Genomic DNA, 20,876 nt, shown 5'->3' on the forward strand with positions numbered 1-20,876 from the left:
CATGCAAAGAGAGAAACTTTCCGCAATGATGGATGGTGAAGCTCTAGATTTAGAACTCATTAATACCATTTCATGTGATTCAACGTTAAAGCAACGTTGGGAGAGCTATCATCTTGTTCGTGATACTCTGCGCAATGATACTGGCGATGTTATTCATTTTGATATTGCTAGTAAAGTTGCGGCAGCGCTAGAAAATGAAGCGGTGCGAATTAGTCCTCAGGCAGTTGTTGAGTCACAGCCAGAACCAGCAAGCTGGAGTGGCTTCCCGTTTTGGAACAAAATTCGTCCATGGGCAAGCCAAATTACACAAATTGGCGTAGCAGCATGTGTGTCACTCGCGGTGATTGTGGGTGTTCAACAATACAATCAAAGTAATAGTGTTGATTCTACTGTGGATGATCCCGTATTCAATACCGTTCCCGTTGGACGTGGTGCGCCAGTGAGTTTAAATATTTCAGATAGCCAATTGTTTGGCACTGAACAGCAAACTCAACAAATTGAACAACAAAATCAACGTATCAATGCCATGCTACAACAGTATGAAATTGAAAGACGTTCGATGCTGAATCAACAGCTTCACGATAGTGATAAAAATAGTGCATCAGCTGGAGTTAAACAGCAATAATGAACAAATGGTTATCCGTCATCTGCCTGACGGGCAGCCTGATTATATCTAATCAAGCGTCGGCATCATCTACGGATGCCGATGTTCTTTTTAAAGAAATGGGAACGGCTGCCCAGAACTTGTCATATGAAATGTCTTTCATGACACTAAGTCCACAAAATATCGTCCCTGTTCGCTATCGTCATGCGATTCTCAATGGTGTTCCTGTTTCTCAAATGATCCAAATGGATTCATCTCGACGAGAAATCGTGCAAAATGGCAATCGAATTAGCTATTTTGAACCTGGATTTGATGCATTTAGCCTCAATGGTGAACACATCATCGATAATTTGCCAACGGTTATTTTTGCTGATTATCAAAAAATTCAGCCGTATTATAATTTTATTGATGCTGGTCGTACCCATATTGGCGATAAACCCGCATTAGTGATCCGTATCATTTCAAAAGATAATTCCCGATTCAATTATGTGCTATTAATCGATGAAGAAACTAAATTGCCACTGCGTGTTGATTTATTGGATAATAATAATCAAACGTTGGAGCAGTTTCGGGTCATTTCGACGGTATTAGACAGCAAGAATGTACAAGACTCATTGAAATCTCTGAGCAATGTGAATCTCCCGCCATTATTATTATCACCGAAGAATGAAAACCCAGCGTTTAAATGGCAAGTGGGCATGTTACCACCAGGATTTGAGGAAGTTTCACGTTCGACGGGAAAACTGAATAAAGATGATATTGTAGAAACCGCGATGTTTAGTGACGGTTTATTTACATTTTCGGTCAATGTGACAAAAGCGTCGAAAGGTCCTTTACTTGATCAGCCATTGCAAAATGGTCGTCGCACAATTTACACCATGACTCAAAAGCAAAATGTGATTACGATAATAGGTGAGCTGCCGCTGCCAACATCACAGTTAATTGCGAGTAGCATTCAGTTTCGGGAGTAAATCATGGTAAAAGAATGGGCAACAGTGGTTAGGTGGCAAAAGGGGCGAGCATTATTGCGTTATGGTTCGTCTGCTGGTTGTGGAAGTTGCAGTGCTCGCGCAGCCTGTGGCTCTTATGCCTTAAATAAAATCGGACCTAACACAGAGCATGAGTTGGAAATTGACGTTGAGCAGCCATTAGTCGTGGGGCAAAAAATTGAAGTTGGTATTCCTGAGGGAAGCTTACTTCGCTCAGCAATGCTAGTCTATTTAACGCCATTAATCGGACTATTTTTATTTGCTGCATTGGCTCAATCAGCTCAGTTAGAGCAAGTTTGGGTTGCTCTAACTGGTATTTTAGGCGGTTTTGTTGGCTTTTTTACGGCAAGAAAAGTGGCTTCTCGCTGGCGAAATAAAATCGACTTTGAGCCTATCGTGTTACAAATAGGACTGCCTCCTGGGGAAATCAGCGTTCAAGCACATTGTTGAATGTCACTGTATACCTTAATCGCCTGTAGTTATGCTTTTCACTACAGGCGATTTTGTTTTTAGTCGTTCAAAATGAAAAAAAACGAAATAAGTAACTTATTAAACTTTGGCAAGTTTACAGTTGTTTTACATTGAATCTTTGTGTTAGTGGGTTCTTGTATGTAAAATGCTGCTAATTAGCAATCTTGTGATAATCATAGCATTTTAGTTTTGTAGCGAAATTTGCTCAAAACTGATTTTGTAAGGCAATTTAAAAGAAGATATTACCTTGAAAATCAAAAACATCAGAAACTTTTCGATCATTGCACATATCGACCATGGAAAATCCACATTATCGGATCGTATTATTCAAATCTGTGGTGGCTTAACTGACCGTGAAATGGCAGCTCAGGTTTTAGACTCTATGGATCTGGAACGTGAACGTGGTATTACCATTAAAGCGCAAAGCGTTACGCTCGACTATAAAGCTTCAGATGGTGAAACCTACCAACTGAACTTTATCGATACCCCTGGACACGTAGACTTCTCCTATGAAGTATCCCGCTCATTGGCGGCGTGTGAAGGCGCATTATTAGTTGTGGATGCTGGCCAAGGGGTTGAGGCTCAAACTCTAGCAAACTGCTATACCGCTATTGAGATGGATCTGGAAGTGGTTCCGATCCTTAACAAAATTGACTTACCAGCCGCTGATCCAGAGCGCGTAGCTGAAGAGATTGAAGACATTGTGGGTCTTGATGCCCATGATGCCGTTCGTTGTTCTGCGAAAACCGGTATCGGTGTTCAAGATGTTATCGAACGTTTAGTGAAAGAAATTCCACCGCCGGAAGGTGATGGAGATGCCCCTTTACAAGCGCTGATTATCGACTCTTGGTTCGATAACTATTTAGGCGTTGTTTCTCTGATCCGTATTAAAAACGGAACATTGAAAAAAGGCGATAAAGTAAAAGTCATGAGTACAGGAAATGTCTACAACGCGGATCGCCTTGGTATTTTTACACCAAAACAAGTTGACCGTGATGTACTGAACTGTGGCGAAGTAGGCTGGTTAGTGTGTGCAATTAAAGATATCACTGGCGCACCTGTCGGGGATACTTTAACGGGAGCTCGTAACCCAGCAGATAAAGCATTACCTGGCTTTAAAAAAGTAAAACCTCAGGTATATGCGGGTTTGTTCCCGGTCAGTTCTGACGATTATGAAGCTTTCCGTGATGCATTAGGTAAATTAAGCCTGAATGACGCCTCTCTGTTTTATGAGCCAGAAACATCAACGGCATTAGGATTTGGTTTCCGCTGTGGTTTCCTTGGCTTACTGCACATGGAAATCATTCAAGAACGTTTAGAGCGTGAATACGATCTTGATCTGATCACGACGGCACCAACGGTAGTGTATGAAGTTCAGCAAACTAATGGTGAAGTGGTTTATGTGGATAGCCCATCAAAATTACCGCCGCTGAATAACATTGAAGAGTTAAGAGAGCCGATCGCTGAGTGTCACATGCTAATGCCTAAAGAGTATTTAGGTAACGTTATCACTCTGTGTATTGAAAAACGTGGTGTACAAACCAACATGGTTTATCACGGTAATCAGGTCTCATTGACGTATGAAATCCCAATGTCAGAAGTGGTGCTGGATTTCTTCGATCGCTTAAAATCGACATCCCGTGGTTATGCATCATTGGATTATTCATTCAAACGTTTCCAAACATCAGATATGGTGCGTGTGGATGTTTTAATCAATAACGAACGTGTGGACGCATTAGCTCTGATCACTCACCGTGGTAACTCTCAGTATCGCGGACGTGAACTGGTGGAAAAAATGAAAGAGCTGATTCCACGTCAACAGTTTGATATTGCAATTCAAGCGGCAATCGGTAACCACATTATTGCTCGTTCTACAGTGAAACAGCTGCGCAAAAACGTTCTTGCCAAATGTTATGGCGGTGACGTTAGCCGTAAGAAGAAACTGTTACAGAAGCAAAAGGATGGTAAGAAACGTATGAAGCAAGTGGGTAACGTTGAACTCCCACAGGAAGCGTTCCTTGCTATATTGCACGTAGGTAAAGACAGCTAAGTTTACAAGGAGTCTTAATGGCTAACACGTTTGCCCTGATCCTCACACTCGCTACGTTGGTGACGGGGATTATTTGGTGCTTAGATAAATTTAAGTTTGCGCCTGCACGTAAGGCGAAACTTAAAAAATTGCGGGAAGTAACAAACGGCTCAATGAACGAGGATGAACTGGCGAAAGCGGTTCGTCGTCCATCGTGGCTGGAAACAGGAACCTCAATTTTTCCTGTGTTAGCCATTGTTTTGATTGTTCGTTCATTTATTTATGAACCGTTCCAGATCCCATCAGGTTCGATGATGCCAACATTATTAGTTGGTGATTTTATGTTGGTTGAAAAGTTTTCATATGGATTAAAAGATCCAATAACACAAACCACATTAATCGAAACTGGTAAGCCTAATCGCGGGGATATTGCGGTATTTAAATATCCGAAAGAGCCAAATGTTGACTTCGTAAAACGCGTAATTGGTTTACCTGGCGATAAAATTATTTATAACCCAGAAGCGAAAGAATTAACCATTTATCCAAACTGTGCAGATAATCAATGTACTGAAAAATTGCCCGTCACATATGGTCCATTAGAGCCAAGTGAGTGGACAATGGTTTTTGAAAATAGCTCTGTGGTAGATAACCAATATGGTAATTATCAGATTCCAGTAGACCAAGCATTACCGAGTAATTCATTGCGTCAGTATGGTCGCAGTGAGCAGTTAGATACCGTCACGCATCAAATACTGACGATTAATAACTACATTACTCAATCAAAATATGTGCAACCAGGTTTACCACTTAATGAGTGGATAGTGCCTGAAAAACACTATTTTATGATGGGTGATAATAGAGACAATAGTTCAGATAGCCGTATGTGGGGCTTTGTTCCTGAACAAAACTTAGTTGGTCGTGCTGTATTTATCTGGTTAAGTTTAGATAAACAAGAAAACGAATGGCCAACAGGCATTCGCTTTAGCCGAATTGGTCCTCTATAATTCATTTCAGACAATGCGGGTTTTCATGAGAAAACTCGCATTATCATAAAGCATTATTATTTTACCCAGTGTACAATAATGTTGCTTTAAACATTATTGACTTCCTATTTATTAATTATCCTCGTTAAATTCCGATAACTCATCGAAGTTATTTCTCGAATATCAATTAATTATGAGTGATGGTTGACGGGAGTCAGTGCAAACGCAACAGTTTTGTAAAATAGCTGATTTTACAGGTCTGTTGCGTGTGCTTTTTTATTAAACGTAGAATGGTTGGGCGCACATGAACCCCTCTTTGTTAGAAAAATTACAGCGTAAGCTTGGATATACATTCAAGCAAAATGATTTATTAATTCAGGCATTAACTCACAGAAGTGCAAGTAGCAAACATAATGAAAGACTGGAATTTCTAGGTGATTCAATTCTCAGTTTTGTGATTGCTAATGACCTCTATCATCGTTTCCCAAAAGTGGACGAGGGTGATATGAGTCGCATGCGTGCAACGTTAGTGCGTGGAAATACACTGGCTGAAATAGCTCGTGAGTTTGAGCTCGGTGAATGTTTACGTTTAGGGCCGGGTGAATTAAAAAGCGGTGGCTTCCGCCGTGAATCTATCTTAGCAGATACTGTTGAAGCCTTAATTGGCGGAATTTTTCTTGATAGTGATATCCAAACTATCGAAAAAATCATTCTCGCATGGTACAAAGCGAGATTGGATGAAATTAGTCCGGGTGATAAGCAAAAAGACCCGAAAACGCGGCTACAAGAATATTTGCAAGGGCGTCATCTTCCATTACCGAACTATTTAGTGGTGCTTGTGAAGGGAGAAGCTCATGATCAAGAATTTACGATCCACTGCCAAGTCAGTGGCATTGAAGAACCGATTCATGGCATCGGTTCAAGCCGTCGTAAAGCGGAGCAAGCCGCAGCAGAGCAAGCATTGAAAATCTTGGAGATTGAATGAGTGAATTACAATCCCACTGTGGTTTTGTTGCCATAGTTGGACGACCAAATGTTGGGAAATCAACATTGTTAAACCAGTTGCTGGGGCAAAAAGTCTCGATTACCTCGAGAAAGCCACAGACAACTCGTCACCGTATTATGGGGATCCATACAGAAGATAATTATCAAATTATCTATGTTGATACCCCAGGTCTTCATATTGAAGAAAAAAGAGCGATTAACCGTTTGATGAACCGTGCAGCATCCAGCTCTATTGGTGATGTTGAATTGGTTATTTTCGTGGTTGAAGGTACCCACTGGACACCTGATGATGAAATGGTGCTCAATAAGTTATCAAGTTTGCGTTGTCCTGTTATCTTGGCAATCAATAAAATTGATAATGTAGTTGATAAAACCAGTTTATTACCGCATATCGGCATGATCAGCCAAAAAATGAATTTCTTGGATGTGGTGCCAATTAGTGCTGAAAAAGGCACTGGCGTTGATACTATCGCGAAGATTGTGAAACAGCATATTCCTGAAGCTATCCATCACTTCCCTGAAGACTATATTACAGATCGCTCTCAGCGCTTTATGGCGTCTGAAATTATTCGTGAAAAACTGATGCGTTTCTTAGGTGACGAATTGCCATACTCTGTGACTGTCGAAATTGAGCAGTTTAAAGTTATGGATAAAGGCGGCTACCATATCAACGGCTTAATTTTGGTTGAGCGCGAAGGTCAGAAAAAAATGGTTATCGGTAATAAAGGAAGCAAGCTGAAAACCATTGGAACAGAAGCTCGTATTGATATGGAGCGTCTGTTTGAAACCAAAGTGCATTTAGAGCTTTGGGTCAAAGTAAAATCCGGCTGGGCAGATGATGAAAGAGCACTGCGCAGTCTGGGCTATGTTGACGATTTAAAATAATCGGTGACACCGTGAGTGGTTGGCAGCGTGCGTTTGTACTCCATTCTCGTCCTTACAGTGAAACAAGTCTATTAATCGACTTTTTCACTGAAGGGGAAGGGAAAATACGTTTGCTAGCAAAAGGTGCAAGACGTAACCGCTCACCATTAAGAGGCTGCTTGCAGCCTTTTACACCTCTACTAATCCGTTGGAGTGGTAAAGGTGAAATCAAAACCCTCATCAGTGCGGATCCCGTCTCTCTCGCTCTTCCTCTAAGTGGTACTGTCTTATACAGCGGTTTATACCTTAACGAACTCACAGCGCGTGTCATTGAGTTTGGGACACCATACTCTGCCCTATTTTTTGATTACCTCCAGTGTTTACAAATTTTAGCGGGGAGTGAACGCACTCCGGAGTCTGCTTTACGCCAATTTGAGCTCGCTTTATTATCTTATCTGGGCTACGGCGTTGATTTTTTACATTGTGCTGGTAGTGGTGAACCCGTTACTGATGCAATGACCTATCGTTACCGAGAAGAAAAAGGTTTCATTGGCAGCTTGGTGATTGACCAACTCACATTTACAGGCAAACAATTAAAAGCGTTAGCAGAACGTGAATTTCCTGATGCCGATACGTTAAAAGCGGCTAAACGTTTTACTCGTATAGCATTAAAACCCTATCTGGGGGGGAAGCCCCTTAAAAGTCGTGAACTCTTCCGTCAATTTATTATTCCTTCGGCAAATATAGCCAAACCTTAATTATTTTTTATTTGATAACGCTGTTTTCCTTTGTTGTATCCGTAACCTCACGAGTAATCCAATTTAATTTATAGCTATGTCCATTTTCTTCGAAGCGCTTCCCAAAAAGTGAATGTAATTGATGAAAATCAGGTATTAAGTTGGAATCGGTGGTGAAGAACGAGAGATTTTTTCCCTCAACGCGATAAATTGCAGTAGGATATGGCTGATACGAAATAAGTGACTGTTTATTCATAGGGAGTTAAACATGGCTGAGCTGTTATTGGGCGTTAACATTGACCACATTGCAACAGTTAGAAATGCAAGAGGAACACAATACCCTGATCCTGTTCAAGCGGCGTTTGTTGCTGAGCAAGCTGGAGCTGATGGGATCACGATTCATTTACGTGAAGACCGTCGTCATATTACTGATAGAGATGTTGAACTGCTTAATAAGACCATTCAAACACGAATGAATCTCGAAATGGCTGTCACGGAAGAGATGATTAAGATTGCTTGCCATATTCAACCAGCGTATTGCTGCTTGGTTCCTGAAAAACGTGAAGAAGTCACCACTGAAGGTGGTCTTGATGTGGCAGGGCAAAAAGAAAAAGTGGCTGCGGCAGTAAAACGTCTAACCGATGCTGGCATTTTAGTCTCTTTATTTATTGATGCAGACCATAAGCAAATTGATGCGGCACAAGAGTGTGGAGCGCCATTTATTGAAATCCATACTGGGGCTTATGCAGACGCTAAAACTGAACAAGAGCAGGAACTTGAGTTCCGTCGTATTCGCGATGGCGTAAGCTATGCGGCGGGCAAAGGTATTAAAGTGAATGCAGGGCATGGGTTGACCTATCATAATGTTCAGCGAATTGCTGCACTTCCCGAAATTTATGAGTTAAATATTGGGCATGCAATTATTGGTCGTGCGCTATTTAGTGGATTATCCCAAGCGGTGTCGGATATGAAAAACTTATTGATAGAAGCGCGAAAATAATGGCTATTGTAGGTTTAGGAACAGATATTGTTGAAATTACACGTATTGAATCGGTTATTGAGCGCTCCGCGGATAGCTTAGCGAAACGAATTTTAACGGAATATGAATACACGCAGTATCAGCAACAAACTAAGCCTGCGCGTTTTCTCGCTAAACGATTTGCAGTGAAAGAAGCCGCGGCTAAGGCGTTAGGTACGGGGATCCGTAATGGTTTGGCTTTTAATCAGTTTGAAGTTACAAACGATGAGCTAGGCAAACCGTTACTTTCACTGAGCGGTGAAGCGTTAAAACTAGCCAATAACTTAAAAGCCACACATTTTCATGTTTCGATTACAGATGAACGGCACTATGCGGCTGCAACGGTGATTATTGAAAGTCTGTAGTCATTATTCATTGCCGACTTATTTTTGGTCGGCAATGTTTCAATGAAATAGTACTCAATGAAAGAATACTTTACTGGATGGGGTTTTTAGTAAAACAAAATTGAATAGCGCAGAGCTCAGCCACGTCGTTTTAACAAACTTATTTAGCGTATTTGTAAAATTAAATCTTATCGGCGTGATGGATCATGACAAATTTATCCCAAAGCTGTTCTTGGGACTCAATATGTTCGGGATCAGTGATAATCGTATTAGTGATGGGACAAACTGACTGGCAAGTGGGTTTATCGTAGTGCCCAACGCATTCAGTACATAGGTTAGAATCTATTTCATAGATTTCCGCCCCCATGAAGATTGCATCATTTGGGCATTCGGGTTCACACATATCGCAGTTAATGCATTTTTTAGTAATTAATAGTGCCATTTCAATTAGTTATATCAGATTCAAACCAGTAGTATACGTTTTCGAACGCCATTTTACACTGAAGTAAATCAATTAGACACTGAATTGTGGTTAAGAAAATTGAACTTACGATAAAGAAATGCTCCCAAGAATAAGACGTAAAAAGGCAGCAGCAAGTTGTTCATCAAAAATAATTAAGATTAGAATTTTTTATATATAAATAAAATAAGGACTTTAAAAGCCCTTATTTGGAAAAACCACAAATATTAAATTAATAAGTGATTAAGTTGTAAATAAACCAGTTTTTAGTTTTATCTGACTGAGTATAGAAATGCAGTACGCCATTAATGATAAAGAAGGTCGCTGACTTAATAGAGTCTTCGATGGAGAACTCTTCAGAATACATTAATTGTATACTTGCGTTATCTGCTATTTGATACACATCGATAACTTTTTCATCGAGGTTATAACCGTATAGATACTGTTTGTTTTGAGCTGAATCGTAGAAAGCTTGGATGTTTTGTAGGTAAGTCTTTAATTTACCTTTTTGTACAACAACGGTAGGTTCGATTCTTCCCGCATCCGTCATGTTGTAAATCATGTAAGACTTATCTTTTGAATGCCCTAAAAAATAGTTTTTTTTGCCAGCACTGAATGCGAGTGTAGTTGGATAAAACTCTTCAAAGATATTTGTTTGCACGGTTCTTCTAATAAAAGCCATATTTTCCTCTTATTTAAATTATGAAAACTTAATTGCGTGTTAATCATATTTAACGAAAGAGCGGTTTAAAATAATGTTAATTATTAGTTTGTTTTATATATTCAAATGATTTAAAAATTAATAAAAGTAGAATATTCACAATAAATCCTAACTGTGATAGTAATAAGAAAAAATTATTAGGAAGTGGCTATGTTTGAGAATCTAGGGGTGTTGAACTTTTGGACCTATTTGGCGGGTTTGGTGTTGATCATTATAGTTCCGGGTCCAAATTCGTTGTATGTATTAAAATCAAGTACTTCGCACGGAACTAAAGCTGGCTATCGTGCTGCTATAGGGGTGTTTACTGGGGATGCGATTCTGATTTTTCTTTCATTCATTGGGGTAGCCTCGGTAATCAAAGCTTCTCCAACCTTATTCATGATCGTGCGGTATCTAGGGGCGGCTTATCTTTTATATTTGGGCTGTAAAATTTTGTACGCAACATTTTGGCAGAAGAAAGCGCTATCAGCTGATATGGAACACATTGAAATAAAAAAAGAAAATTACTTCACACGTGCCTTGGTGCTGAGTTTAACAAACCCTAAAGCCATTTTATTCTATATCTCTTTCTTTATTCAATTTATCGATTTTAATTATAGCCATGCTTGGATTCCGTATATGGTCTTGGCGGTTATCTTAGAAACAGTCAGTTTCTTGTATTTAAGCTTATTAATTTTTAGTGGTTATTTAATCGCCCGTTTTTTACGAGAAAAGCAAATTTTAGCAAAACTGGGGAACTGTACGGTAGGCGCATTTTTTATGGGATTTGCTGCAAAACTCGCCATTTTTAGCAATTAGCCATTGATTAATATCCGATTCAATTTGCAGTCACTTTAACATTTCGTAATAATCAACTGTCTGAGTTGAATGAGTGAGAGGTTAGAGTGACGCAGTCAGAAATCGATGAATATTGGATGCTTCAAGCCCTTGAGTTAGCAAAAAAAGCTCAAGATGCCGGGGAGATCCCTGTTGGTGCGTTACTCGTCAAAGATAACCAGTTAGTCGCAACGGGTTGGAATCACTCGATTGAAAACCATGATCCAACCGCTCACGCTGAAATTGTCACCTTGAAGCAAGCTGGCACTGCGCTGCAAAACTATCGCCTATTAGACACTACATTGTATGTGACGCTAGAGCCTTGCATTATGTGTGCTGGTGCAATGATACATAGTCGCATTGGGCGGGTCGTGTATGGTGCTAAAGACTTTAAAACCGGAGCATGTGGTTCATTTATCAATATTATGTCACAACCAGGTTTAAACCATTATGTTGAAGTCACAAGCGGTGTTCTTGAAGATGCTTGCTCATCTATGCTCAGCGAATTTTTTAAAATGCGTAGAGCACAGATTAAAGCACTGCGACAACAAGAAAAATTGATGCAAAATCCAGAAGATTAATCCCCTCCAGAAAGCTCGTTATATAGCGCCATTTCATTGTGAATTGCACTTGAACGAGTAGGCTTCGAGAGAATGTATTTTCCTAGGGAGTGGCTAGGTGAGTTTTTACTCTCTTTAGGACCAAATACACCTAAATTTGCAGAGGCTTGTGGTGTGATATCTAATTTTGCAGGCATCACGTACGATGAAAGCTGAGTTTCATTATTCGGAAGTACCACATAAACATGAGATTTCTTGGCAATCTCTAATGTTTTCTGTTTTTTCTCCTGACTCTGTAAATAACCCACTAAACTTTGATGATAACGACGAATGTTTTCTACATAGCGGTAAGCTTCGTGCCCGCGTGCATAGCCGTAAGTCAGTTGAGAATAGTATTTGGGTTGCGTTAACAGGGGTAAATTAGCTTTAAAATCCAACCAACGATCAGGGTTACCACCCAGTTTTTGTGTGAGTTTTCGCACGTCCAGCATATGCCCATAGCCCATGTTATAGGCAGCAAGCGTAAACCAAATACGATCATCATCTGCAATCGAGTCTGGTAATCGATTCATAATATAGGCCAAATACGCTGCGCCGCCTTTGATGCTACCCTCAGGATCTAACCTATCTTCAATTCCCATCGTTGTGGCAGTGGGTTTGGTCAGCATCATTATTCCGCGAACACCGGTCGGGGAGGTTGCGAGAGGATCCCAATGGGACTCTTGCCAAGCGATAGCTGCAAGTAGCTTCCAATCGATGGTGTCGACCGTCTCAGCGTACTTTTCAAATAAATGCTGATAGTCAGGTAATTTATTATTAATGGCACTAATAAATGTAATAGTGTCAAAATAATCAAAGGATTCTACATGGCTAAAATGTTTTTCCGTTAAGCGAGCGAGTAGGTCATTTTGATTACTAATATTAAAGAAATCGAGCAGGGCTGCATCTAAGCTATCGTCATACTGACGGCTCATATACCATGTAATGGCATGCTCATCACGCAAGTCAAATGCGACAGCCACTTTGGGGTGAATACGTTGTTGCAAAGAGACCGCAATAGAATCTTCAAGGGTATAATCGATTTCACCTTCTGCAACCATTTCGAGTAATTGGCTTGGCGTATAGTCGGTGCTTTCTTCCCATTTTAGGTTAGGGTATTGCGCTGAAAGTGCTTTTAAAGTGCTGGCGTGAGTACTTCCGGCGATAACCACCAATTTACCTTTCAGGTCATTAAACGTTTTTGGGCGGTTTTTCCCTTTACGGTAAACCAATTGCTGAGTCACGCTTAAATAATTTGGACCTGTTTTCATGGTGTCTAAGCGATCTTTGTTATACAGAAGTCCTGCGACAGCGATATCAGCATCTCTATTGTCGAGGTCGTCAAAAATTTGCTCAATTGTGGGGCGGATAATGATTTTTAGTTTAACACCTAGGTATGTAGCAAAGCCTTGAGCAAGCTCGTAGTCGAAACCTCGGAGCTGACGTTGCTCATCAATATAGATAAGTGGTGAACTTACTGCACTAATACGTAATTCTCCCCGCGCAATAATTTTGTCGATTTGGGGTGTTGGCGTATTTGACCATCGGACATTAAAGCCAATGATCATGGTGGCAAGTAAGGTGATGACCACGATAATAAAATAGTTAACTTTTAGGTTATTCAAATAATTATTTCTCGTGTAAGCACGGGTGCTGTGTTCTATGTAGGGACTGTTTAATCATGGTTATAAATCCAGTGGTTTCGTATTTTGCTCTAACTATGACGATCGGTGCAACTAATATTATCGTATTTAGCACATATTAATATTTAACTAATCGCTCTATTTTTAATCACGCAAACGGTTTCGTATTGATGAACATTGCTCTATAATGGGCGCCGGTTTCCCTGCTTTCGTGATCAGGGCTGGCGTTTAAAAGAGAGAATTGAAGACTATGGAAATTTTGCGTGGCTCACCGGCACTATCAGCATTTCGTATTACCCGCCTTTTGGCGCTGTTTGCTGAAAAACAGCTCCCAGTAACGGATATCTATGCTGAATATATGCATTTTGCTGAGCTATCAGCCCCATTAAGTGGCAGTGAGCAAGGTAAGCTGAGTAGTTTATTAAAATATGGTCCTTCTCTAGCTGAGCATGAGCCATTTGGAAAATTAATTTTAGTCACTCCACGCCCAGGAACTATCTCTCCTTGGTCTTCTAAAGCCACAGACATTGCCCATAACTGCGGTTTAACACAAGTTAAACGTATTGAACGCGGCGTTGCTTACTATATTCAAGCCGATCCACTGACTCATGAGCAGTGGGATCTCGTCATCAGCCTATTGCATGACCGCATGATGGAAACGGTTTTTGCCTCCTTTGAACAGGCTGAAGCGTTATTTGTGCAACATCAGCCTGCACCGATGAAAGTGATTGATATCATCGAAGGCGGTCGTTTAGCGTTAGACACCGCAAACAAAGAAATGGGCTTAGCATTAGCTGACGATGAAATCGATTATTTATTAGAGGCATTCACAGGATTAAAACGCAATCCTACGGATGTTGAGTTGTATATGTTTGCGCAAGCAAATTCCGAACACTGCCGCCATAAAATTTTCAACGCAGATTGGATCATTGATGGGGAAACACAACCGAAATCCCTGTTTAAAATGATTAAAAATACCTTCGAAAAAACCCCTGACCATGTCTTATCCGCATATAAAGATAATGCGGCGGTGATGGAAGGTTCTTCAGTAGGACGCTTCTTCCCAGAGCCTGATGGGCGCACTTATCGCTACCATCAGGAAGATGCACACATTCTGATGAAAGTCGAAACCCATAACCACCCAACAGCCATTTCTCCTTGGCCCGGTGCGGCAACAGGCTCGGGTGGTGAAATTCGTGATGAAGGTGCAACAGGGCGCGGTGCAAAACCTAAAGCAGGCTTAGTCGGCTTCTCAGTTTCAAATTTACGTATTCCTGGCTTTGAACAACCGTGGGAAGAAGATTTTGGTAAGCCAGAGCGTATCGTTACAGCGCTAGATATTATGACTGAAGGCCCTTTAGGTGGTGCGGCATTTAACAATGAGTTTGGTCGTCCTGCTTTATTAGGTTACTTCCGTACTTATGAAGAAAAGGTCAACAGTCACAATGGCGAAGAGTTGCGTGGCTATCATAAGCCGATTATGTTGGCGGGTGGTATCGGGAATATTCGTGCAGATCACGTCCAAAAAGGTGAAATTACCGTTGGCGCTAAACTGATTGTTCTGGGTGGTCCATCCATGAATATCGGCTTAGGTGGGGGAGCTGCGTCATCCATGACCTCGGGTCAATCTGCCGCGGATCTTGATTTTGCTTCCGTCCAACGTGATAACGCAGAAATGGAGCGTCGCTGCCAAGAAGTTATCGATAAATGCTGGCAGTTAGGTGATAAAAACCCAATTCTGTTTATCCATGACGTCGGCGCGGGCGGTTTATCGAACGCAATGCCCGAGTTGGTGAGCGATGGTGGTCGTGGTGGTCGCTATGAACTGCGCAAAATTCTGAATGATGAGCCGGGTATGAGCCCACTAGAAGTATGGTGTAATGAATCTCAAGAGCGCTATGTGATGGCTGTTGCGCCAGAGCAACTCTCCTTATTCACTGAGATTTGTGAGCGTGAACGTGCGCCGTTTGCTGTGATTGGTGAAGCCACTGAAGAGCGCCATTTAACCCTAAACGATGCGCATTTCGATAATCAACCTATTGATATGCCGCTTGATGTGTTATTGGGTAAAACACCGAAAATGCTGCGTGATGTTAAATCACAGAAAGCTGAGCCTGAGTCATTAGATAGAACGTCAATCGACTTAACTGAAGCGGTAAAACGTGTTCTGCATTTACCTGCTGTTGCAGAGAAAACCTTCTTAATTACGATCGGTGACCGCACGGTAACAGGTATGGTTGCTCGTGATCAAATGGTCGGTCCATGGCAGATTCCAGTAGCTGATTGCGCGGTGACAACAGCAAGCTTAGATAGCTACTATGGTGAATCCATGTCCATTGGTGAAAGAACACCTGTGGCATTGTTAGATTTTGCCGCTTCCGCACGCATGGCGGTGGGGGAAGCGTTGACCAACTTAGCCTGTTCTTATGTACAGGATCTCAAACGCGTGAAGCTGTCTGCTAACTGGATGTCTGCTGCGGGTCATCCTGGTGAAGATGCGGGACTGTATGACGCTGTTAAAGCGGTCGGTGAAGAATTATGCCCAGCGTTAGGTTTGACTATCCCAGTAGGTAAAGACTCAATGTCGATGAAGACGCGCTGGCAGCAAAATGGTGAAGAGCGAGAAATGACGTCACCATTATCGTTGATTATCAGTGCCTTTGGTCGTGTTGAAGACGTGCGTTTGACCGTCACTCCTGAGCTGAAAACGACAGCGGATAACGGCTTGCTATTGATCGATCTTGGTCAAGGCCACAATGCGCTTGGTGGCTCTGCGCTCGCACAAGTTTATCGTCAACTAGGCAATAAAGCGCCAGATGTTCGCGACCCAGCGCTGTTATTAGGCTTCTTTAATACAATCCAAACATTGTTATCCGAGCAAAAATTACTGGCATACCATGACCGTTCAGATGGCGGGCTGTTTGTCACGTTAGTTGAAATGGCATTTGCAGGTCACTGCGGAATTAATGTTGATATCAGTTCGTTTGATGAAGATACACTAGCCGCGTTATTCAATGAAGAGTTGGGCGCGGTGATTCAAATTCAAGGTACCGACCGCCATTATGTAGAGCAGTGTTTTGCAGATGCAGGCTTAGCGAGCTGTGTTCACTACTTAGGTTCTGCAACCCAAGATGATGCGGTGATTATCAATAGCCGTGATACGGTTGTTTATAATGGTTCTCGTAGCGCATTACGTGAATGCTGGGCAGAGACCACATGGCAAATGCAGCGTTTACGTGATAACGAAGAGTGCGCAGACCAAGAGCATCAAGCAAAGAAAGATAATCAAGATCCAGGTTTGAACGTCAAACTGACTTACGATATTGCTGATGATATTGCTGCGCCGTATATCGCTTCCGGTATTCGTCCAAAAGTGGCCGTTCTACGTGAGCAAGGGGTTAACTCACATGTGGAGATGGCAGCTGCATGGGATCGCGCTGGTTTTGATGCTATCGATGTGCACATGAGTGATTTATTATCGGGCAACTTATCCCTTGAACAATTCCAAGCGTTAGTTGCGTGCGGTGGCTTCTCTTACGGTGACGTGCTCGGTGCAGGTGAGGGATGGGCGAAGTCCATTCTGTTTAACAACCGTGTTCGTGATGAATTTGCGACCTTCTTCAATCGCCCAGATACTTTATCTTTAGGGGTTTGTAATGGTTGCCAGATGATGTCTAACTTGCATGAGCTGATCCCAGGGGCTGACTATTGGCCGCGTTTTGTCCGTAACCGTTCAGAACGTTTTGAAGCCCGCTTTAGCTTAGTGGAAATTGCGAATAGCCCATCATTGTTACTGCAAAATATGGTTGGCTCACGTATGCCGATTGCGGTATCTCACGGTGAAGGTCAGGTAGAAGCCCGTGCAGCGACGCATTTAACCCAGTTAGAAAATAGCTCGCTGGTGGCAATGCGCTTCGTGAACAACTATGGTCAAGTGACTGAGCAATATCCAGCTAACCCGAATGGATCGGTTAATGGGATTACTGCGGTAACATCCACGGATGGACGTGCAACTATCATGATGCCGCATCCAGAGCGTGTGTTCCGTACGGTCAGCAACTCTTGGCACCCAGAAAACTGGGGAGAAGATAGCCCATGGATGCGTATTTTCCGTAATGCACGTAAACAATTAGGGTAAGATTAAAACGGCTATTTGAACAATGAGCTGAATATAAATCCCTCGATAAACTGGTGATTCGCCTAATATATCGGGGGATTTTTTTATTCATACCGCAAAATAAAAAACCGCCCCAAAAGGCGGTTTAGCTAAGAAAATGTCAAATAAGCATGACTTATTCTAAGATAAACATCCCGTATGGATGGATCTGTAAATACAGCTCTTCACCAACAGACGGCTGCAATTGCGTCGCGTTAATCTGTAACAGCATCGATTGACCATGCCAATCTACAGTCACTTCGTATTGAGGTCCCATGTAAGCAACATGGGTGATAGTACAACGTTGGCTATCTTCACCTTGTTTACTTAATGTAATGGCTTCAGGACGAACGCCGACGGTCACTTGTGTTTTATCTGTCATGAACTGCGCTGGGCGCGGTAAACGATAATCAAAAATATCCACGGTATCATTGCTGAGTGTTGCAGGGAAAATGTTTGCATCGCCCATAAAGCTCGCCATAAATTTGGAAGCAGGCTGGCGGTATAGCTCTTGCGGTGAACCTAACTGCATTATTTTACCTTTGTTCATTACCAGAACCATATCCGAAACCGCAAAAGCTTCGCTCTGGTCGTGGGTCACGTACAGTGAGGTAATATTAAATTGCTGTTGCAGTTCACGGATTTTTTCACGCATGCTGCGGCGTAAGTTAGCATCCAAGTTACTTAGCGGCTCATCAAATAACAGCACTTTCGGTTTTAAAATCAGAGCACGTGCCAGTGCCACTCGCTGCTGCTGCCCACCGGAAATTTGGTCAACGAAACGGTCTGCAAAGCCTGCTAAGTCTACCAGCTCTAGTGCTTCTTCTACGCGCTGTTTGATTTCAGCCTTTGGTAAGCCAAGCATTTTCAAACCATAGCCTACGTTATCCCCTAACGACATATGCGGGAAGAGGGCATAGGATTGGAAAACCATACAAATATCGCGCTGTTGAATAGAGCGGTCGGTGACATCTTCGCCATCGATAAACATGCGTCCTTCCGTTGGTTTTTCTAAACCGGCGACTAAACGCAGCACGGTGGTTTTACCACAGCCAGACGGCCCTAATAGGGTGACCATGCTTCCTTGCGGAATGGAAAGGCTTAAATCGTCGATGACCGTATTGTCGCCAAAGCGTTTAGTTATATTTTTTAATTCAACGAAACTTTTCTGTGTCATGTCAGTGACTCCATGATTACTGTGCATTTTTGGCTTTGGAACGTGAAACACGGGCTTCGCCAATTAAATAGTCAAATAAGAAGATAATCGCGAGCATGACCACGATCAGAATAGAACCATAGGCAATGGCGACACCATATTCACCATCTTCAACACGGTTCAAGATATAGGCGGTTGCCACACGCGTATCTGGCGTCACTAAGAATACGATGGCGCTAACGGTGGTGATGGCGCGTACGAAGCTGTAGATCAACGCAGATAAAATAGCAGGGCGTAATAATGGCAACAGAATGTGGAAAATTGTGCGCATTGAACCTGCTCGTAAGCTGAGGGAGGCTTCATCTAATGACTTGTCAATTTGCCCTAATCCTGCGATACCTGCACGGATTCCTACAGGCACGTTACGCATGGTCATGGAGATAATCACGATTGCCGCAGTCCCCGTTAAATAGAACGGTGTATCGTTAAAGGCGAGGATATAAGACACCCCAGCCACAGTCCCCGGAACGGCAAAGCACAGCATGGTAGTAAATTCGATGGTTTTCTTACCACGGAAATCTTGGCGAACCACAATATAGGCAATGAGTAATCCTAAGATTGCCGTGATAGGGGCTGCGATACCTGCATATAACAACGTATCCAGCAATGAAGGCCATGCACCATCATCAAAACCTTGCCCAAACAACTTGATAAAGTTATCCAGTGTTAAGGTGTAGTCCACGCCCCAGTTTACGGTGAAACTACCGTAGAAAATACTACCGTATAATAAGACGTTAAAAGCGACCCAAATACCAAGAATTGTTGTCACTGTTGCGACAAGAGAAACTGGCAGTGGTTGCACATCGCCACGGTAAGATTTACCGGAAACGGTGACGTAAGAACGTTTACCAATCCACATGTATTGCACGCAGAAAACCAGCAATGAGAAGACTAATAAGGATGCGCCTAAGGTACTGGCGGCTTGGTAATCGAGCTGAGAACCGGTGATATAGAAGTAAATTTGCGTCGCCAGAACATCAAAGTTACCCCCTAACACTAATGGGTTACTGAAGTCAGCAAGGGATTGCACAATGACAATTAAGAATGCGTTAGCTAGCGCGGGTTTCAACAGCGGCATAAACACGTTGAAAAATGTTTGGTAGCGGTTAGCTCTTAAGGTGTATGACGCTTCTTCCAGTGAAGGGTGAATAGTTTTAATCGCACCATCGAGGATCATAAATGACATCGGCGTAAATGCCAGAACTTGCGCTAACCAAATTCCCGTAAAGCCATACAACCAGTTGGTATTTTCTAACCCCATATAGGTTGCTAAGAATTCGGTGATATAACCGGAACGACCCATCATCAAGGTCACCCCTAAACCAACCACAAATGGCGGGGTAACAATCGGTAGAATTGAGAATACGCGACCAATAATCGCGGAACGCTTAGCAATTCTTGTAGTGTAAATTGCCAGGATTAAACCAAAGAAGGTACATCCAACACCGACGGCTAATGAAAGGAAAATAGAGTTAATAATGACCTGAACAATGTGTGACTGCGTTAAAATAGCCACAAATGCAAATGGTGCAAAATCTCCGTTCCCATCAGTAAACATTGGAATAAAAATTGCCACACTGGGAAATACGATAAACAGCGCAATCAGTGCGACAACGGTGATCAGGGAGCCAATCACAAATTGGTCGCCACCCAGCCACTCTAAGCGAGTGAGGGCATGGGTCATTATCATACCCAATGCAATAAACAGCGTAATGGCTGAGTAGCCTAATCCGGTGCCTACCAAATAGGCACTAATAATGACGACAACGGCGGTAATTGCAGCCACGGCGATGTCGATATAGTGACGCGTTTTTTGGTTGCGATCAGCGGCAGTGATGGGTCTTAACAGTAAAATAGAAGGCAATAGATACCATAGCCAACTGATATTGACACTGCTCCAGCCGTACGCAGCGAAAATCTCTTCTTGGGTTGAGTCGAATAAGCCGTAGTCGAGGCTCCATGAGGGTAACAGAGCGAAGCCCAGCCAAGCTATCAGAATCCAAAGGAAGATACTGTCCTTTTTCTTCGAGGCTGTTAGGGTTAAGGTTTGAGGCATTGTTTTTCCCCTAAGTTCATTATTATTGAGTTAATAATTCATTAATTTAATATCATGATTTATAACGAAAATAATTTTGAGCTTAATTAATATTATCGTTCTAATGAGTGAGCCAGCCTTGAGCCGTCTGCGGATAGCAGACACTCTCTTATTGGGCATCATTTT

At 42.2% G+C, this 20,876-nt stretch carries 18 protein-coding genes; 13 read left to right on the plus strand and 5 right to left on the minus strand.

The features are described from left to right. Position 1: 1 nt before the first annotated feature. The 10 genes from rseA (at position 2) to acpS (ending at position 9,065) form a co-directional block, all read left to right on the plus strand. Positions 2-625, plus strand: coding sequence for an anti-sigma-E factor RseA (gene rseA / locus PR766_RS00130; RefSeq protein WP_006658679.1), 624 nt, complete (start codon positions 2-4; stop codon positions 623-625). Then, on the plus strand, positions 625-1,575 hold the full coding sequence (rseB, locus tag PR766_RS00135) for a sigma-E factor regulatory protein RseB (RefSeq protein ID WP_006658678.1): 951 nt from the start codon (positions 625-627) through the stop codon (positions 1,573-1,575). Before rseA ends, rseB begins: the two co-directional genes overlap by 1 nt. Positions 1,576-1,578: 3 nt before the next feature. After that, positions 1,579-2,043, plus strand: a complete 465-nt coding sequence (rseC, locus tag PR766_RS00140; protein WP_036963935.1) for a SoxR-reducing system protein RseC — start codon at positions 1,579-1,581, stop codon at positions 2,041-2,043. A 274-nt stretch (positions 2,044-2,317) separates the two neighbouring features. After that, positions 2,318-4,114, plus strand: coding sequence for a translation elongation factor 4 (gene lepA / locus PR766_RS00145; protein WP_036963946.1), 1,797 nt, complete (start codon positions 2,318-2,320; stop codon positions 4,112-4,114). 17 nt (positions 4,115-4,131) lie between these two features. Then, complete coding sequence (gene lepB, locus PR766_RS00150) at positions 4,132-5,097, plus strand: signal peptidase I (RefSeq protein ID WP_006658675.1); 966 nt, start codon at positions 4,132-4,134, stop codon at positions 5,095-5,097. Positions 5,098-5,380: 283 nt separating this feature from the next. Continuing rightward, the gene (gene rnc, locus PR766_RS00155) at positions 5,381-6,061 is read left to right on the plus strand and encodes a ribonuclease III (protein ID WP_006658674.1); all 681 of its coding nucleotides are present in this window, start codon (positions 5,381-5,383) and stop codon (positions 6,059-6,061) included. Beyond that, positions 6,058-6,966, plus strand: a complete 909-nt coding sequence (gene era, locus PR766_RS00160; protein WP_006658673.1) for a GTPase Era — start codon at positions 6,058-6,060, stop codon at positions 6,964-6,966. The genes rnc and era overlap by 4 nt, the downstream gene beginning before the upstream one ends. 11 nt (positions 6,967-6,977) lie before the next feature. Continuing rightward, positions 6,978-7,703 (plus strand): DNA repair protein RecO, encoded by a 726-nt coding sequence (gene recO, locus PR766_RS00165; protein ID WP_006661285.1) that lies wholly within the window; start codon positions 6,978-6,980, stop codon positions 7,701-7,703. Between the two features lie 247 nt (positions 7,704-7,950). Further along, the gene (gene pdxJ / locus PR766_RS00170) at positions 7,951-8,682 is read left to right on the plus strand and encodes a pyridoxine 5'-phosphate synthase (RefSeq protein WP_006661286.1); all 732 of its coding nucleotides are present in this window, start codon (positions 7,951-7,953) and stop codon (positions 8,680-8,682) included. Continuing rightward, the gene (gene acpS / locus PR766_RS00175; RefSeq protein WP_006658669.1) at positions 8,682-9,065 is read left to right on the plus strand and encodes a holo-ACP synthase; all 384 of its coding nucleotides are present in this window, start codon (positions 8,682-8,684) and stop codon (positions 9,063-9,065) included. The genes pdxJ and acpS overlap by 1 nt, the downstream gene beginning before the upstream one ends. Positions 9,066-9,225: 160 nt before the next feature. Here the strand turns inward: acpS and PR766_RS00180 are convergent, their stop codons facing one another. After that, a complete protein-coding gene (locus PR766_RS00180) occupies positions 9,226-9,486 on the minus strand; it encodes a YfhL family 4Fe-4S dicluster ferredoxin (protein ID WP_006661288.1) in 261 nt (86 codons plus the stop codon). Between the two features lie 250 nt (positions 9,487-9,736). Beyond that, entirely contained in the window at positions 9,737-10,165 is a 429-nt protein-coding gene (locus PR766_RS00185) for an XRE family transcriptional regulator (protein WP_230086836.1), read from the minus strand. Between the two features lie 210 nt (positions 10,166-10,375). On the opposite strand from PR766_RS00185, the gene leuE reads away from it, so the two are divergent. Both leuE and tadA read left to right on the plus strand, forming a co-directional pair. Continuing rightward, positions 10,376-11,023, plus strand: coding sequence for a leucine efflux protein LeuE (leuE, locus tag PR766_RS00190; RefSeq protein ID WP_006658666.1), 648 nt, complete (start codon positions 10,376-10,378; stop codon positions 11,021-11,023). 86 nt (positions 11,024-11,109) lie between these two features. Further along, positions 11,110-11,622, plus strand: a complete 513-nt coding sequence (gene tadA / locus PR766_RS00195; RefSeq protein WP_006661290.1) for a tRNA adenosine(34) deaminase TadA — start codon at positions 11,110-11,112, stop codon at positions 11,620-11,622. Here the strand turns inward: tadA and mltF are convergent. Continuing rightward, on the minus strand, positions 11,619-13,265 hold the full coding sequence (gene mltF, locus PR766_RS00200; RefSeq protein ID WP_154636371.1) for a membrane-bound lytic murein transglycosylase MltF: 1,647 nt from the start codon (positions 13,263-13,265) through the stop codon (positions 11,619-11,621). The genes tadA and mltF overlap by 4 nt on opposite strands. 268 nt (positions 13,266-13,533) lie before the next feature. Here mltF and purL point away from each other — a divergent pair, with 268 nt between their 5' ends. Then, positions 13,534-17,421, plus strand: a complete 3,888-nt coding sequence (gene purL / locus PR766_RS00205; RefSeq protein WP_154636372.1) for a phosphoribosylformylglycinamidine synthase — start codon at positions 13,534-13,536, stop codon at positions 17,419-17,421. Between the two features lie 154 nt (positions 17,422-17,575). On the opposite strand, the gene fbpC is transcribed toward purL, so the two are convergent. Together fbpC and PR766_RS00215 are read right to left on the minus strand one after the other, a co-directional pair. After that, positions 17,576-18,616 carry a ferric ABC transporter ATP-binding protein gene (gene fbpC / locus PR766_RS00210; protein WP_154631342.1) on the minus strand — a complete coding sequence of 347 codons (1,041 nt, stop codon included), beginning with the start codon at positions 18,614-18,616 and terminating at the stop codon, positions 17,576-17,578. Positions 18,617-18,632: 16 nt separating this feature from the next. Next, a complete protein-coding gene (locus PR766_RS00215) occupies positions 18,633-20,711 on the minus strand; it encodes an ABC transporter permease (protein WP_006658661.1) in 2,079 nt (692 codons plus the stop codon). Positions 20,712-20,876: the final 165 nt, after the last annotated feature.

The organism is Providencia sp. PROV208 (genome assembly GCF_028479465.1).
Classification (GTDB): domain Bacteria; phylum Pseudomonadota; class Gammaproteobacteria; order Enterobacterales; family Enterobacteriaceae; genus Providencia; species Providencia alcalifaciens.

What these genes read in the sequence shown, in the direction of transcription:
- rseA (WP_006658679.1), top strand. Translation starts at nt 2, where the DNA reads ATGCAAAGAGAGAAACTTTCCGCAATGATGGATGGTGAAGCTCTAGAT.
- rseB (WP_006658678.1), top strand. Translation starts at nt 625, where the DNA reads ATGAACAAATGGTTATCCGTCATCTGCCTGACGGGCAGCCTGATTATA.
- rseC (WP_036963935.1), top strand. Translation starts at nt 1,579, where the DNA reads ATGGTAAAAGAATGGGCAACAGTGGTTAGGTGGCAAAAGGGGCGAGCA.
- lepB (WP_006658675.1), top strand. Translation starts at nt 4,132, where the DNA reads ATGGCTAACACGTTTGCCCTGATCCTCACACTCGCTACGTTGGTGACG.
- rnc (WP_006658674.1), top strand. Translation starts at nt 5,381, where the DNA reads ATGAACCCCTCTTTGTTAGAAAAATTACAGCGTAAGCTTGGATATACA.
- era (WP_006658673.1), top strand. Translation starts at nt 6,058, where the DNA reads ATGAGTGAATTACAATCCCACTGTGGTTTTGTTGCCATAGTTGGACGA.
- pdxJ (WP_006661286.1), top strand. Translation starts at nt 7,951, where the DNA reads ATGGCTGAGCTGTTATTGGGCGTTAACATTGACCACATTGCAACAGTT.
- acpS (WP_006658669.1), top strand. Translation starts at nt 8,682, where the DNA reads ATGGCTATTGTAGGTTTAGGAACAGATATTGTTGAAATTACACGTATT.
- PR766_RS00180 (WP_006661288.1), bottom strand. Translation starts at nt 9,486, where the DNA reads ATGGCACTATTAATTACTAAAAAATGCATTAACTGCGATATGTGTGAA.
- leuE (WP_006658666.1), top strand. Translation starts at nt 10,376, where the DNA reads ATGTTTGAGAATCTAGGGGTGTTGAACTTTTGGACCTATTTGGCGGGT.
- purL (WP_154636372.1), top strand. Translation starts at nt 13,534, where the DNA reads ATGGAAATTTTGCGTGGCTCACCGGCACTATCAGCATTTCGTATTACC.
- fbpC (WP_154631342.1), bottom strand. Translation starts at nt 18,616, where the DNA reads ATGACACAGAAAAGTTTCGTTGAATTAAAAAATATAACTAAACGCTTT.
- PR766_RS00215 (WP_006658661.1), bottom strand. Translation starts at nt 20,711, where the DNA reads ATGCCTCAAACCTTAACCCTAACAGCCTCGAAGAAAAAGGACAGTATC.